This window comes from Rhodococcus huquni (assembly GCF_055231055.1).
Genome location: NZ_JBUYWE010000009.1, coordinates 99,350 through 112,597, shown reverse-complemented (window position 1 = coordinate 112,597; position 13,248 = coordinate 99,350). Strand labels below are relative to the sequence as shown.

Genomic DNA, 13,248 nt, shown 5'->3' with positions numbered 1-13,248 from the left:
GGCTATCGAAATGACGTTGGACCAGCTCGAGTGCTTCTTGGCGGTGGCACGTACCGGCCACTTCACCCGAGCGGCCAAGGAAGTTCACCTCGCGCAGCCCAGCCTGAGTCGGCAGATAGCCGCACTCGAGCGTGATCTAGGTGCGGCGCTGTTCGACCGAGTACGCGGGAACATTTCGTTGTCCGCGGCCGGTGAAGCGCTGCTGCCGGTGGCCACGCGGATGATCGAGGATGCAGACAGGGCAAGGCGCGCCGTCGCGGACATCACGGGCTTGCGGACGGGACGACTGCGGTTGGGGGCCACCCCGAGTCTGTGTATCAGCGTCGTGGCCGACTTGCTCTCGCGTTATCACTCGTCGTATCCGGGAATCGAGCTACAAGTGACGGAGAACGGCTCGAGGGTCCTGGTGGACAAACTCGCACGAGGCGAGCTGGATATGGCACTGGTGATCGATGGAGCCGAAGGACGGGCGACTGCCGGGTTGGGCCTGAGACCGCTGTATCACGAAGAACTGGTGGTGGTTTCGGCTTCTGACCGCCCGCCGCTCACGCGCAGCCCAGCACTTCCCTTGGCGCGACTGGCCCAGCATCCGCTTGTCGTCTTCGACGAGAACTACGACTTGCGCACCACGACGGACACGGCGTTCAAATCGGCAGGCCTGCGACAGATCGTGGCTGTCGAAGGCGGTGAGCTCGATGCCGTTCTTCGATTCGTGGAGCGGGGGATCGGAGCTGCGGTCGTGCCGTCGACCACGGTATTCACCCGGCCCGGCCTGAGGGCTGTGCGACTGAAGGATCCCGTGTTGCGCAGAACCGTATGTCTGGCTCACCGAAGTGACGTTCAGCCCACGCGGGCCGCGATGATGCTGGACGCCCTGTTGGCGGACGTGGTGGAAGACCTGACTGCGGGTGACTATCAGGGTATCGCGCTCGCCGAGCAGTAGAGGGCCGGTGTTCTATCCGGCGCCGGTGACGGTGAGCCACAGCAGCGCGATGTTGAGTACGACGATCAGACCTGCTGCCAGCCAGGCCGCTGCGGTGATCGTCGTGGAATTCGCCTGTTCGCCCATCAGATCGGCATCGGACGTCATCCGGACCAGCGGAACGATCGCGAACGGAATGCACAGGCTGAGCACCACCTGGCTCAGGACCAGGGCGAGGGTGGGGTCGACACCCGCGCCCAGGACGATCAGCGCGGGGATCAACGTCACGATGCGCCGGGCAACGAGCGGGATGCGTTTGCGCAGTAGGCCGTGCATGATCTCCGAGCCGGCCGCGCAACCGATCGAGGTGGACGCGAGGCCGGAGGCGAGAAGTCCGACTGCGAACACGATGGCGACTACGGGGCCGAGAGACCCTTCGATGGCGGCGTGCGCGCCCTCGATGCTGTCGGTTCCGGGAGTGCCACGTAGCGCCGATGCGGCGAGTAGGAGCATGCCGATATTGACGCCGCCGGCCACGACGAGTGCGCCGACGACGTCCCATCGGGTGGCTCGTAGCAGTCGGTCGAGCTTCGGCCCGGGTTCTGCGTACCCGTGGCGGTCGCGGGCAAGGGCGGAATGCAGATAGATGGCGTGCGGCATGACCGTCGCGCCCAGCATGCTCGCCGCGAGAAGTACGGTTTCGGCGCCGTCGAAACGGGGAACGAGACCGCTCAGCGCGTCTGGTCCGGAGACGTCCGTGAACGCGAGACCGGTGAGGAATCCGACTGTGATGACTGCCAGCATGCCGATGACCACGAACTCGAATGTCCTTTGCCCGCGCCGATTCTGGATCGACAGGATGATCATCGAGATGACACCCGTGATCAGTCCGCCGACGAACAGGGGGACTCCGAAAAGGAGATTGAGGGCGATCGCACCGCCTATCACCTCGGCGACATCGGTGGCGATCGCCATTGTCTCGGCCTGAAGCCAGAAGGCGCGGCGAGTACCGGGCCGGAGCCGCTCCCCGAGCATCTCGGGTAGTGAGCGCCCGGTGACGAGTCCGAGCTTCGCCGACAGGAACTGGACAAGCACGGCCATGGCGTTCGCGAGGACGAGCACCCAGATCAGGAGGTAGCCGTATTTGGCGCCGGCGGTGAGATTGGCAGCAACATTTCCGGGATCCACGTACGCGATCGCGGCAACGAACGCCGGACCCAGGAGCGCGAGCGATCGACCGCTGCCCGATCGGGGCTTGCGGGCAGGGCGTGTGCGCCCCCTCATCGCAATGCTCATCACTCGCCTGTCAGGGTAGATTTGGCTTTTCCACACTATAGAGTTCGGGAACCCGAACTTTCAAGACCGGCCCTCGTGATTGAGCCGGGCGGCTTGACGAGTGAGGTGGTCGCGTTCGGCCAGATTGGATGCATCGACGGCCGCCTCGGAGTAGAGCCGGGCCGCAGTTGCCGGGTCGCCGTCCTTCTCGTGCAGGTAGGCGGCAGCAGCGGCGTACCGAGGAAGCGCGGGATCGAGCCCGGCGAGAGCCGCCAGACCGGCCCGCGCGCCGTCGGCCTCGCCGACCGCGACGGCACGGTTCAATCGCGCGACAGGACTGTCCCCGATCTCGAGAAGTACGTCGTACCACTCGACGATCTGTACCCAGTCGGTTTCCTCGACCGTGGGGGCATCGGCGTGCAGGGCGGCGACCGCGGCCTGAGCTTGAAACTCGCCGAGCCGGTCCTGGTTCAGAGCCGTCTGCAGAATCGCGATCCCTTCGGCAATCAGACGGGTGTCCCACAAAGTTCGGTCCTGATCTGCCAGGGTCACGAGACTGCCGTCCGCGCGGGTGCGTGCCGGGCGTCTCGCGTGGTGCAGCAGCATGAGTGCGAGCAGGCCGGCCACCTCTTCGTCTCTGGTCTTCGCCGTGAGTTGCCGCGTGAGACGGATCGCCTCGGCAGCAAGATCCACATCGCCGGAGTAGCCCTCGTTGAAGACCAGGTAGAGCACCCGGAGAACAGTGCCCACGTTGCCCGGCCGATCGAAGCGGGTATCCGAGACAGTCCGCTTGGCTCGGCTGATGCGCTGGGCCATCGTGGCCTCGGGAACGAGGTACGCCTGCGCGATCTGCCTGGTGGTCAACCCGCCGACGGCGCGAAGCGTCAGTGCCACCGCCGACGAGGAAGTGAGGGAGGGGTGCGCACACAGGAAGTACAACTGGAGTGTGTCGTCCACGGCCGCGCCGGGCTCCGGCGACGGTTCGACGTCCACGACCCCCTCCCGTCGTCGCCGGGAGGTATCCGCTCGCGCGACGTCCAGGAACTTTCGCCATGCAACAGCGACCAACCACCCCTTCGGATCACGGGGAGGATCGTCCGGCCACACCCGCAGCGCTTCGATCAGCGCTTCCTGAACGGCGTCCTCGGCCGTCGCGAAGTCCGCTCCGCGACGACCGAGGATCCCGATGACGGTGGGTGTGAGGGACCGCAGTAGCGCCTCGTCCACCGTCGATCACTCCGTGACAGTCGGCGGCTCGGCCATGAAAGGGCGTAGCTCGAGCCATTCGTGGATCGGCGTTCCTCCCGCACCCGGGGCGGCGGACAGCTCACCCGCGAGTTCGACCGCACGATCGTAGGAGTCGACGTCGATGACCATCCAGCCGGCAATGAGGTCCTTGGTCTCTGCGAAGGGCCCGTCGGTGACGGGCGGGCGACCCTCGCCGTCGTACCTGACGAACGTGCCCTCGGGTGCCAGCGCTTGACCGTCGACGAACTCTCCCGTGCCTTCGAGCTTGTTCGCGAAGTCGTGCATGTACTGCATGTGCGCCGAGATCTCCTCCGGAGTCCACTGGTCCATCGGGATGCAGTTGACGGCCTCGGGAGCGCCTCGGTAGTGCTTGAGGAGCAGGTACTTCGCCATGTCGGTCTCCTTGGTTCTGTGCGGCCACGGTGGCGGCATCTGTCCCTGGGACGGAGCGCTCTGCCCCTTCTCGACATCCTTGCCGAAATTGCTCGAAAATCTTTCCACGAGGGCGGAATCGGTCAAGGATTTCGCGGTGCCGCCGGTCCGTCGAGGTAGGCATCGAGTGCGGCCGCGCCGGCGAGCATGGCCCGGCCGCGTGCGGAGACTCTGGTGTGCCAGTCGCGGAGCATCGATTCGAGTGGAGCGATTCCGCCGGCGGAGCGGACCTGGGACATCAGCGGCGCGATCTGCTCGAGCAGGTATCCGCCGCGTCTGAGTTGATGGACGAGGAAGGCGTCGCGAACATCGTTCGGACCGTAGATCCGGTAGCCGGTCTTCGGGTCGCGGCGCGACCGCACCAGGCCGGCGCGTTCCCATTTACGCAGGGTGGCAGGGTGAACACCGAGTCTGTCCGCCAGCGGGCCGACCAACGAATCGTCCGCGTTCTCGGGGAGAGGCTTCAGGTCGCGAAGGGCGGACTCGACGGCGGCAAGAGTTCGGCGATCGACTCGTAGTCGGACGTGGCTGTCGTCGACCAGTGCAAGAGCTTCGTCGATGTCGTTCCGATTCGTTGCCTGCATGATCGACGTAGCGGTCCCGTGGCCGTGACCGGGCACGAGCGCCAGGAAGGCTCGGAGGGCAAGAGCGTGCCGTGGGGTGTAGGTGCGGTGTCCGGTCGGAGTTCGCACTGCATCCGGCAAGATCCCGGCAGCTTCGTAGTTTCGGACCGCTTGCGCGGAAAGGCCGTGCTCGCGCGCCAGATCGATCGGGCGCAGCCGAGTCTTGGTTTGAGGGTTTTGTGCCATCTTCCTGCCGAAATCGATGCAAACTTTCAATGGAGAGTTCAACGATACCGTTGAAGGAATGAATGCATCCATCGAAAACACTGCTCGAGTCCCTGACGCGGCGGCCGTCGTCGAGTTGGTCGGACGTCGTCCGCAACTTCTCGCCGTGGGCGAACCCACGCACGGCGAAGCGGCCCTGCTCGACCTGCGCAACGACCTCTTCGAGCAACTCACCTCGCAGGAGGGGTGCCGCACCATCGCAGTCGAGAGCGATTGTCTGATGGGGAAGATTGTGAACGACTACGTCGTATCGGGTGTCGGGGATCTCGACGAGGTCATGGAACGCGGGTTCGGTCACGGATGGGGCGATCGCGAGTGGGGTGGATTCGCTGCCAATCGCCGATTGGTGGCGTGGATGCGTGAGTACAACGTCGACCGCCCGGCATCCAAGCAAGTGCATTTCGCCGGATTCGACGGACCGCTCGAGATATCCGAGGCGGCGAGCCCCCGGCAGGCTCTCGTCGCGTTGTACGACTACCTCGAGGCCTCGGGTGACGCGAGCCTGTTGCCCTGTACGGCAGAAGAACTCGACCGGCTGATCGGCGCTGACAGCCGGTGGACGGAACCCGCCGCGATGATGGACCACTCTCGGTCGGTGGGGCGGACGGCGGAGGCCAAGGAGTTGCGGTTGATCGCTGACGATCTGGCCGCTCTGCTCGATGCTCTCGCGCCGCAGTTGATTTCGGCGACCTCACGGAACGACTGGGACGATGCCCGTCTGTGGGGACGTACCGCTACCGGGCTATTGCGCTACCACTTCGCGATGGCCGACCCGTCTGCGAATCGCCTGTCGCGAATGCTCGCCATACGAGATTCGATGATGGCCGCGAACCTGTTGGACCTGGCAGAGCGCGGTCCGACGTTGGTCAGCGCACACAACGCGCACCTGCAACGACGCAAGAGTTCGATGCAGATGGGTGAACATCGGGTGGAATGGTGGAGTGCCGGCGCCATCCTGAGTGCCCGACTCGGCGCGGAGTACGCCTTCCTCGCGTCGGGTATCGGCGCGATCGGAGAACACGGGGTGGGCGCTCCGCCGTCGGGCACTGTCGAGGGGGTGCTGTACGCACTCGACCAGGATCGGTGCCTTGTCGACGCACACGAGTTGTCGGTCGCGGTGGAGGCGACGGTGATTCCGCGAGTATCACCCTGGTTCGGCTATGCGCCGCTGGACCCCGCCCACCTGACAGACACCGACGGGATCCTGTTCGTCAAAGGAACAGAACCCCGTCGGTGATCGACCGTGTGGTCAGCCGGCAGCGTGCTCCTGTGGTGCGAGGGAATTGCCGGGAGCGATACTTCCGCAGTTCGACGGCGCCGGGGCTCCGCTGAATCGATCGTTCACCCACAGCAGCGCGCCGGGCAGCCACAGCATTGCTCCGGGTACGTGGCTGATGGTGTCGTACTGGTCGTACTGAATGGGAAGGCCTGCGTCGCAGTACCGTTGCATGAGAGTGCGGACGTCGCCGGCGACCATGACGCCGTCTCCCGCTCCGACGTCGGGGCCGCCTGGCAGAGTGCCCTCGAGAATGCCGTTGGCCGCCTGCGCGACGAACATGGGGATGGTCGGTGTCGGCGCGGTTCCCATGTTCACCTTGTTGACCAGGTCGACGAACTCGGGGACGGAATTGGGGTCGGCGTACTCCGGTTTGACGAGGTCTTTCCATGTCAGGAGCGGGTACTGGCCGAACACGTTTCCGATGGACGCGTCTTCCAGATGCGCCATGACGTCTCGCCCACGGTCGTTGAGGTACTTGTCGAAGTCGACATCGTGGGACCGAGCCAGACCGAGCACTGCCATCCCGACGACACCGCTCCAAGCGAGGCTGCCGGTCGCATACTTGAGGTTGTTACCCGGGTTGACCAGCAGGCCGCCCTGGGCCGCACCGATCAGGTCTTCGTTGATCTCGGGGGCGTAACCGGGCGCGAGAATCGAGGCCCAGTTGGTGGCGATCGCACCACCGGAGTAGCCCATCAACGCGATCTGGGCAGCATCGGTGATGCCCGTCTCGGGGACCTCCCGGGCCGCACGCAGAGAGTCGAGCGTGAGCATGCCGTACTCGGGTCCAGACGCGAAGTCTGCGTCCGGGCCCTGGGTGTCGGGGACGACGATGGTGTATCCGGCCGCGAACAACGGGCCGAAAAGGGCTGCTTCGACCGACGGGATCATTCCACCGATGTTGAAATTTCGACCGCTGGGAGTGAAGGAGCCGATCGGCGCATTGCCGGCAATGGCCCGTGACGGGCTGTCGTCGGGGTTCAACGTGTCGTAGAACGACTGATACGACACGACCTTGTCGGGCTGTGCGTTGCCCGGTCGCAGGATCGAGGTGACGTTCGCGGACGGCTTCCCCAGGGAGTCGGTCGATCGATACAGCACCTGGGTGGCCTGAATCGGTGTCGGCACATTCACCAGGCTGTACTGCACTTCACGCGTCTCGAGGACGTCACCAGGTTCGTACGAGGAGAGCGAAGTCGCGCCGTCGTAATGGTAGAAGGGGTCGGCCGCCGGCTGTGCCAGTGCGATCGGTGCCGCGGCTCCCGTCATGGCAACAGCGAGCGCAACCACCGTGGTGCGCAACAAAGCTCTCGGCGTCATTCGAATCCCCGTCCTTCTACGCAACGCGCCCCCGATGGCCCACGTTGTGACGCTCACCATATACCGAGGTCGAGGAGACCTGATCCGCAGACTGCCAGGACACGCGGAAGGCCGGAACCGACGTGCCGCCGGTTCCGGCCTTCGGTCTCGCGATCAGACTGCCGCGGCGAACCCACGGCCCAGATCGGCCAGGATGTCGTCGATGCCTTCGACTCCCACGGCGAGGCGGACGAGTCCGGGGGTGACGCCTGCACCGAGCTGTTCTTCCGGGGTGAGCTGCGAGTGCGTCGTGGACGCGGGGTGGATCACGAGCGAGCGGACGTCGCCGATGTTGGCGACGTGGCTGTGCAGTGTGAGTGCGTTGACGAACTTCTTGCCCGCATCGACGCCGCCTGCCAACTCGAACGTGACGATCGCGCCGGCACCCTTCGGGGTGAGCTGCTGCGCCCGCTCGTACCACGGCGAGGACTTCAGTCCGGCGTACGAAACCGAGGTGACTTCGCTTCGGCCTTCGAGGAATTCGGCCACCTTCTGAGTATTCGCCACATGGCGCTCGAGGCGGAGGCTCAAGGTTTCGATGCCCTGTGCGATGAGGAATGCGTTGAACGGCGACACGGCCGAACCGAGGTCGCGCAGCAGTTGGACGCGGGCCTTGAGGGCATAGGCGGGTGCGCCGAGGTCGGCGTAGACGACGCCGTGGTAGCTCGGGTCGGCCGTGGTGAAGCCCGAGTGGCGGCCCTGGGTCCAGTCGAAGGTGCCGCTGTCGACGATCACACCGGCAATCGCAGTTCCGTGTCCACCGAGGTACTTGGTGGCGGAGTGGACGACGATGTCGGCGCCGTGCTCGAACGGACGCAGGAGGTACGGGGTTGCGACGGTGTTGTCGACGATCAGCGGAATTCCGTTGTCGTGACCCACCTTCGACACGCCGGGGATGTCGAGCACGTGGTTCTTGGGGTTGGAGATGGTTTCCGCGAAGAACGCCTTGGTGTTGTCGCGGACGGCGCTGCGCCACTGCTCGAGGTCGTCGGGGTCGTCGACGAACGAGACCTCGATACCGAGCTTGGGGAGCGTGTAGTGGAAGAGGTTGTAGGTGCCGCCGTACAGGTACGGGCTCGAGACGATGTGATCGCCGGCTTCGGCGAGGTTGAGGATCGCGAGGGTTTCTGCGGCCTGGCCGGAGGCGACGAGCAGTGCGGCGACTCCACCTTCGAGGGCGGCGATGCGTTGTTCGACCGCGTCCTGGGTGGGGTTCATGATGCGGGTGTAGATGTTGCCGGGCTCGGCGAGGCCGAACAGCGCTGCGGCGTGGTCGGTGCTGTCGAAGGTGTAGCTGGTGGTCTGGTAGATCGGCAGGGCGCGGGCGTTGGTGGTGGCGTCCGATGTCTGTCCGGCGTGGATCTGCTTGGTCTCGAACGACCAGTTCGCGGTGGGATCCTCGGTGTTGTTCTCGCTCATGGTGTTTCTGCTCCGATTCGATGTGAATTGCTGTTGTTTCCCCACCCCCTTCCCCCGACCAATGTCACACAGGTTCAGCTCACGCGAACCGGTGTGACATTGGTCAGACGAGTCAGGAGGGGGGTTCGGTTGTTTCTACGGTGGTGTGAACGGGGGTCGTGTTTCGCGTCAGGTCGAGCACGGGGCAGTGTGCGTCCACCGCTTCCTGTAGTTGGAGATAGCGCTCGCGAGATTCGGGGCCGTCGAGTGTGACGACGACTCGCACTTCGCCGAATCCGGGACGAACGGAGTCGTCGAAACCGAAGAAACCGTGGACGTCCAAGTCGCCTTCGGCTCGTGCGGAGATGTTGTCGAGTGCGATGCCCAACTTCTCCGCCCAGAATCGGTACGTCACCACTTGGCACGACAGCAGGGATGCCAGGTAGTACTCCACCGGATTGGCTGCCTTGTTCTCGCCGCCGAGGGCTGGTGGTTCATCGACCTCGACCGAGTACTTGCCCAGTTCGACGGTGCTTGCTACAGCGTCGTGTGCCTGGGCAGAGGCGCGGAAGACGACCTGGGCATTGGCCCGGTCCTCGGCGACGGCGTCCTGGGTGGTTTCGATGACGGATGCGAGGTGTGAAACAGATGTGGTCATGGTGTCCTCGGGTATGCACAAGAAGGGTAGGCAGAGGTTCGGCGTGAGCATGGGCTCACGCCGGGTCCGGTCCGATCAGGACGTCGGACAACCCGAGGTGCACACCAATGCGAAATCGACATGGCGGCGCTGCGTCAGCAGCGCGCCGGAGTCGAGCGCACGGTGGACAGTCATGATCGCGACCTTAACCGGGAAGGCGCGCCGCGGCTACCCTTTCGTTCACTGCGAGGCGATCCGCTCGCGCTTCGTCCGTCCAGGTGCCCACAACGCGAGAATCGCCGCAGAGACGAAGAGAACGCACGCGAGGGCGATGCACGCCTGAGTCATTCCTTCCAGGAACGATTCTTTGGCGAGCGCCGCCAGTTCGGGCCCGCGCGGGCCGGCCAGGTCCGCGACGTGCAGCGCGGCCGCCAACGACCCCGAGACCGGCTCCTTCGCCGGCTCCGGGAGTTGATCCACTGCCGGCTGAATATGTTGCGAATAGGTGGCAGCGAGAATGCTGCCCGCGAGTGCAACACCGATCGCGGAGCCGATTTCGCGGGCCGCGTCGTTGACCGCCGACGCCACACCCTGCTTCTCGTCCGGGGTGTTCTGCACGATGGCCGCGGTTGCCGGGGCGGTGCACAGGCCGAGGCCGACGGCGGCGACGATCAGCGGAACACATACCTCGCCGTAGCTCGAATCGATGCCGAGTCGGCCCATCAACAAGATGCCCAACCCCAGAATGGCAGCGCCGCCCCCACACAGCGTTCGGAGGCCGACATGGGGAAGCAACATCGGCATGAAGATCGAGAGCACCACGACCGGAGCGGCGATCGGCGCCAACGCCAACGCGGATTGCAGTGGTGAGTAGTCGAGCACCATCTGCAGATACTGAACGGCCAGGAAGAAGAAGCCGAGGGTGGCAAGGAACTGGAGCAGGAGCGACAGCGAACCGGAACCGAATGCTCTGTTGGTGAAGAGTCGAACGTCCAGAAGTGGGTGCTCGGTGCGCAATTCGACGAACGCAAACAGCGCCGCTGCGGCGAGTCCGCCCACCAGGAGGCCGAGAACGGCGGGGTCGAGCCAACCGCGTTGTGGCGCTTCGATGGTCCCGAGGACGAACAAGCCGATGGCCGCGGCGATCAGCGCCGCACCGGGTAGATCGAGAGGCGCGGTGTTCTCGTCACGCGACGACGAGAGGGTGAGACTGGCGGCGAGGATCAGAACCGACACCACCGCGAGGCCGATGAAAATGGAATGCCACGACCACTTTTCGAGGAGAGCGCCGGAAACGAGAAGGCCTGCGATGGCGCCGCTGCCGGCCACTCCCGACCAGATGCCCACTGCCTGTGAACGTTGTGTCGTGGGGAATCCCGCTGTCAAAAGCGACAGTGTCGCCGGCATGACGAAAGCGGCACCGATTCCCGAGAGGATACGTCCGCCGATGATCCAAGTCGGTTCGTCGACGACGACGGGGACGGCGGAACCGACCGAGAAGACGAGAAGGCCGAAGATCAGCAGCCCGCGTCGTCCGTAGCGGTCGCCGAGGGCGCCGGCCGGAAGCAGAAGGCAGGCAAGTGTGAGCGTGTAGCCGTCCACGATCCAGGTGAGTTGGCTCTGTGTTGCCCCTGTATCGCGGGCCAAGTCGCCGAGTGCGGTATTGAGCGCCGCCATTGCGGCCACGACGAGGGCGACAGCGCAGCAGGACACGGTGAGCATCCAGATCTGGCGCGCGGTCCACCCGGACGTGACCTCGTCCGGCGTCTCCAGCACTTCTTGGTTCACGACTCGCCTTCCGGGAAGAAATGAGACTGTCAGTATCGTTGGTAGACTGTCAGTTCACAAGTGGCCGGGCAAGAGAGGGTGCGATGTCCGAACAGGATCCGCGTAAGGCGCGTTCGAGGACCCGCCTGCTCGACGCCGCCACCGCGCTGCTCGCCAAGGGCGGTACCGACGCCGTCACGATCGATGCCGTGACCAAAGCCGCGAGCGTTGCTCGTGCGACGTTGTACCGCCATTTCGGAAGTGGAAACGAACTGCTCGCGGCGGCATTCGGTCGGCTCATTCCGCCGGCGCCCGAGGTTCCGGACGAGGGAGATCTGCGGACCCGGCTCGTCGAGTTGCTCGCCAGTCAGGCCGCGCTCATCGAGAACGCACCGATCAAGATGTCGGCGATGTGCTGGGTCGGTATGGGCCCCGGGCTCGACGGGTTCTCGCTCGAGACCACGCCGCCGGAGTTCGGGACGCTGCGCGAGACCATCGCAGAGCAGTATCGAGTGGCCTTCGACAAGGTGCTCCGGACGCCGGAGGCGCGTGCCGAATGGGGCGACTTCGACTACGACATCGCCGTGGCCCAGTTGATCGGTCCGATCGTCTTCACACGTCTCGCGACCCTCACCCCGTTGGGCCGTTCTGCATGCGAACGGATAGTGGACGACTTCATCGCCGCACGGAAATCGTCACGTGTTTCGCTCGGTGACGACACGGCCCGAAGTGCCGGTTGACCTCGACAACCCACTTTGCCCTCGCTAACGTGGCGAGAGATTCGGCGAACGGTCCGGATTTCGGGATTCGCGAAAGGCTACTGATGCTCACCATTGCGCTGAACTGGATTCTGGACGTCGTCGGAAATGTTGCAGCGGGCAGCAGCGGCTACGAGATCCCGCCCGGCACCCTGCCCTTCGGGAGCTGATCCCCCCGATTCACGCGCGGCGGAGTACGTACGGCTCGAGTTTTCGAATGCCGCGTACCCGCCGCGGGCGCAATTGACGGAGCCGCCAGCCGGGTGTTCCCGCGAGCTGATCGGCGAAATTGTCACCGACCAACACAGTCCCCGGACGGGCCGTGCTGGTCAGTCTGGCTGCGGTGTTGACGACGGAGCCGTACAGGTCGCCGAACCGCACCAGTACCGGGCCGTACGCGAGTCCCACCCGCAACTGTGGGTCGTCGTGGTCCGAGAGAACGACCTCTTGCAGGCGTATTCCTATCTCGGCTGCGTCGGCAACGCTCTCGGCGGCGAACATCACCTCGTCGCCGACGGTCTTGACCACCCAACCGCGACTGCGCGTGATGACCTCGGTCGAGGTGTATTCGAATCGCTCCAGCAGGTCACTCAGTTCGCGGGTTCCGATTCGGCGGGTGAGTGACGTGTAGCCGACGATGTCGGCGAATCCGACCACCAGATTCCGACTCGACAGCTCGCTTCCCGGATTGCCGACGTTGCGGCCCGTGGTCGAAGCGATGTGCCGCTTCCACACGTAGCTCTGCAGTGATTCGACGGTAGGAATGATCTGGGTGAAGATTCCCGCCACCTGCTCGCGTATCTGCGCTTCACTCTTCCCGTCCGCGTCGGTCAACTGCTCCACGATGTGAGTGCTGATCATCGACACCTGCCATTCGGCGAGACGTGCCATCGTCTGACCGAGCGCTCTGGCGGACGCGACTTCGTGCGCCGGGTCGATCGCACCGCTGTCGACCAGACGGATGATCGAACGCAGCGCATCGACGTCCGCATCGGTGAACATCACGGCGTTCGGGTCCGGGTCCAACGCGAATCCCATCGCGACCCACAGCCGGTCGGCGCGCTCGGCGTCGACACCTACGGCAGTGGCCACCTGTTCCTGCGTGTACTTACGGGGGCCGCCGAGGAGAAACGCTTCGAGGTCACCCTGGATGCGGGTGAGAGCGTGTGAGTCCACGGCAGTTTCGGAAGCCGGGGCGTCTTCTACCGGAACCCCTGGTTCGTGCGGGTCGGTGCCGAAGTCGTTCACGTGTCTCCTTTGCGCGAGCAGGTGTGCTCCCCAGTTTCTCCACATCCGGTGCCTTCGCACCGACGAATGTGAGAAGT

At 64.8% G+C, this 13,248-nt stretch carries 13 protein-coding genes; 4 read left to right on the top strand and 9 right to left on the bottom strand.

Going from position 1 to position 13,248, the window contains the following annotated elements; genetic code table 11:
• The first annotated feature begins 10 nt into the window (after positions 1–10).
• A complete protein-coding gene (locus tag ACZI8R_RS16655; RefSeq protein ID WP_463380753.1) occupies positions 11–943 on the top strand; it encodes a LysR family transcriptional regulator in 933 nt (310 codons plus the stop codon).
• Positions 944–955: 12 nt separating this feature from the next.
• Here the strand turns inward: ACZI8R_RS16655 and ACZI8R_RS16650 are convergent, their stop codons facing one another.
• The 4 genes from ACZI8R_RS16650 to ACZI8R_RS16635 form a co-directional block, all read right to left on the bottom strand.
• A complete protein-coding gene (locus ACZI8R_RS16650; protein ID WP_463380752.1) occupies positions 956–2,206 on the bottom strand; it encodes an Nramp family divalent metal transporter in 1,251 nt (416 codons plus the stop codon).
• Between the two features lie 72 nt (positions 2,207–2,278).
• A complete protein-coding gene (locus ACZI8R_RS16645) occupies positions 2,279–3,424 on the bottom strand; it encodes an RNA polymerase sigma factor (RefSeq protein ID WP_463380751.1) in 1,146 nt (381 codons plus the stop codon).
• Positions 3,425–3,430: 6 nt separating this feature from the next.
• Positions 3,431–3,838: a YciI family protein gene (locus ACZI8R_RS16640; protein WP_463380834.1), complete on the bottom strand. Its 408-nt coding sequence runs from the start codon at positions 3,836–3,838 to the stop codon at positions 3,431–3,433.
• 122 nt (positions 3,839–3,960) lie between these two features.
• On the bottom strand, positions 3,961–4,686 hold the full coding sequence (locus ACZI8R_RS16635; protein WP_463380750.1) for a TioE family transcriptional regulator: 726 nt from the start codon (positions 4,684–4,686) through the stop codon (positions 3,961–3,963).
• Between the two features lie 58 nt (positions 4,687–4,744).
• Between ACZI8R_RS16635 and ACZI8R_RS16630 the strand changes: the two genes are divergently transcribed.
• The gene (locus tag ACZI8R_RS16630; RefSeq protein WP_463380749.1) at positions 4,745–5,962 is read left to right on the top strand and encodes an erythromycin esterase family protein; all 1,218 of its coding nucleotides are present in this window, start codon (positions 4,745–4,747) and stop codon (positions 5,960–5,962) included.
• Between the two features lie 12 nt (positions 5,963–5,974).
• Here ACZI8R_RS16630 and ACZI8R_RS16625 read toward each other — a convergent pair whose 3' ends face one another.
• The 4 genes from ACZI8R_RS16625 to ACZI8R_RS16610 all read right to left on the bottom strand — a co-directional run bounded on the left by ACZI8R_RS16625 (position 5,975) and on the right by ACZI8R_RS16610 (position 11,120).
• Positions 5,975–7,324 carry a lipase family protein gene (locus ACZI8R_RS16625; protein WP_463380748.1) on the bottom strand — a complete coding sequence of 450 codons (1,350 nt, stop codon included), beginning with the start codon at positions 7,322–7,324 and terminating at the stop codon, positions 5,975–5,977.
• Between the two features lie 153 nt (positions 7,325–7,477).
• Positions 7,478–8,782: a bifunctional o-acetylhomoserine/o-acetylserine sulfhydrylase gene (locus ACZI8R_RS16620; RefSeq protein WP_463380747.1), complete on the bottom strand. Its 1,305-nt coding sequence runs from the start codon at positions 8,780–8,782 to the stop codon at positions 7,478–7,480.
• Between the two features lie 112 nt (positions 8,783–8,894).
• Entirely contained in the window at positions 8,895–9,419 is a 525-nt protein-coding gene (locus ACZI8R_RS16615) for an OsmC family protein (RefSeq protein ID WP_463380746.1), read from the bottom strand.
• 219 nt (positions 9,420–9,638) lie between these two features.
• The gene (locus tag ACZI8R_RS16610) at positions 9,639–11,120 is read right to left on the bottom strand and encodes an MFS transporter (protein ID WP_463380833.1); all 1,482 of its coding nucleotides are present in this window, start codon (positions 11,118–11,120) and stop codon (positions 9,639–9,641) included.
• Between the two features lie 149 nt (positions 11,121–11,269).
• Between ACZI8R_RS16610 and ACZI8R_RS16605 the strand changes: the two genes are divergently transcribed.
• Both ACZI8R_RS16605 and ACZI8R_RS16600 read left to right on the top strand, forming a co-directional pair.
• The gene (locus ACZI8R_RS16605) at positions 11,270–11,905 is read left to right on the top strand and encodes a TetR/AcrR family transcriptional regulator (protein ID WP_463380745.1); all 636 of its coding nucleotides are present in this window, start codon (positions 11,270–11,272) and stop codon (positions 11,903–11,905) included.
• 29 nt (positions 11,906–11,934) lie between these two features.
• Positions 11,935–12,093 carry a hypothetical protein gene (locus ACZI8R_RS16600; protein ID WP_463380744.1) on the top strand — a complete coding sequence of 53 codons (159 nt, stop codon included), beginning with the start codon at positions 11,935–11,937 and terminating at the stop codon, positions 12,091–12,093.
• 10 nt (positions 12,094–12,103) lie between these two features.
• On the opposite strand, the gene ACZI8R_RS16595 is transcribed toward ACZI8R_RS16600, so the two are convergent.
• A complete protein-coding gene (locus ACZI8R_RS16595) occupies positions 12,104–13,192 on the bottom strand; it encodes an adenylate/guanylate cyclase domain-containing protein (protein ID WP_463380832.1) in 1,089 nt (362 codons plus the stop codon).
• Positions 13,193–13,248 lie beyond the last annotated feature (56 nt).

What these genes read in the sequence shown, in the direction of transcription:
- ACZI8R_RS16655 (WP_463380753.1), top strand. Translation starts at nt 11, where the DNA reads ATGACGTTGGACCAGCTCGAGTGCTTCTTGGCGGTGGCACGTACCGGC.
- ACZI8R_RS16650 (WP_463380752.1), bottom strand. Translation starts at nt 2,206, where the DNA reads ATGAGGGGGCGCACACGCCCTGCCCGCAAGCCCCGATCGGGCAGCGGT.
- ACZI8R_RS16640 (WP_463380834.1), bottom strand. Translation starts at nt 3,838, where the DNA reads ATGGCGAAGTACCTGCTCCTCAAGCACTACCGAGGCGCTCCCGAGGCC.
- ACZI8R_RS16635 (WP_463380750.1), bottom strand. Translation starts at nt 4,686, where the DNA reads ATGGCACAAAACCCTCAAACCAAGACTCGGCTGCGCCCGATCGATCTG.
- ACZI8R_RS16630 (WP_463380749.1), top strand. Translation starts at nt 4,745, where the DNA reads ATGAATGCATCCATCGAAAACACTGCTCGAGTCCCTGACGCGGCGGCC.
- ACZI8R_RS16625 (WP_463380748.1), bottom strand. Translation starts at nt 7,324, where the DNA reads ATGACGCCGAGAGCTTTGTTGCGCACCACGGTGGTTGCGCTCGCTGTT.
- ACZI8R_RS16620 (WP_463380747.1), bottom strand. Translation starts at nt 8,782, where the DNA reads ATGAGCGAGAACAACACCGAGGATCCCACCGCGAACTGGTCGTTCGAG.
- ACZI8R_RS16615 (WP_463380746.1), bottom strand. Translation starts at nt 9,419, where the DNA reads ATGACCACATCTGTTTCACACCTCGCATCCGTCATCGAAACCACCCAG.
- ACZI8R_RS16610 (WP_463380833.1), bottom strand. Translation starts at nt 11,120, where the DNA reads ATGCTCACCGTGTCCTGCTGCGCTGTCGCCCTCGTCGTGGCCGCAATG.
- ACZI8R_RS16605 (WP_463380745.1), top strand. Translation starts at nt 11,270, where the DNA reads ATGTCCGAACAGGATCCGCGTAAGGCGCGTTCGAGGACCCGCCTGCTC.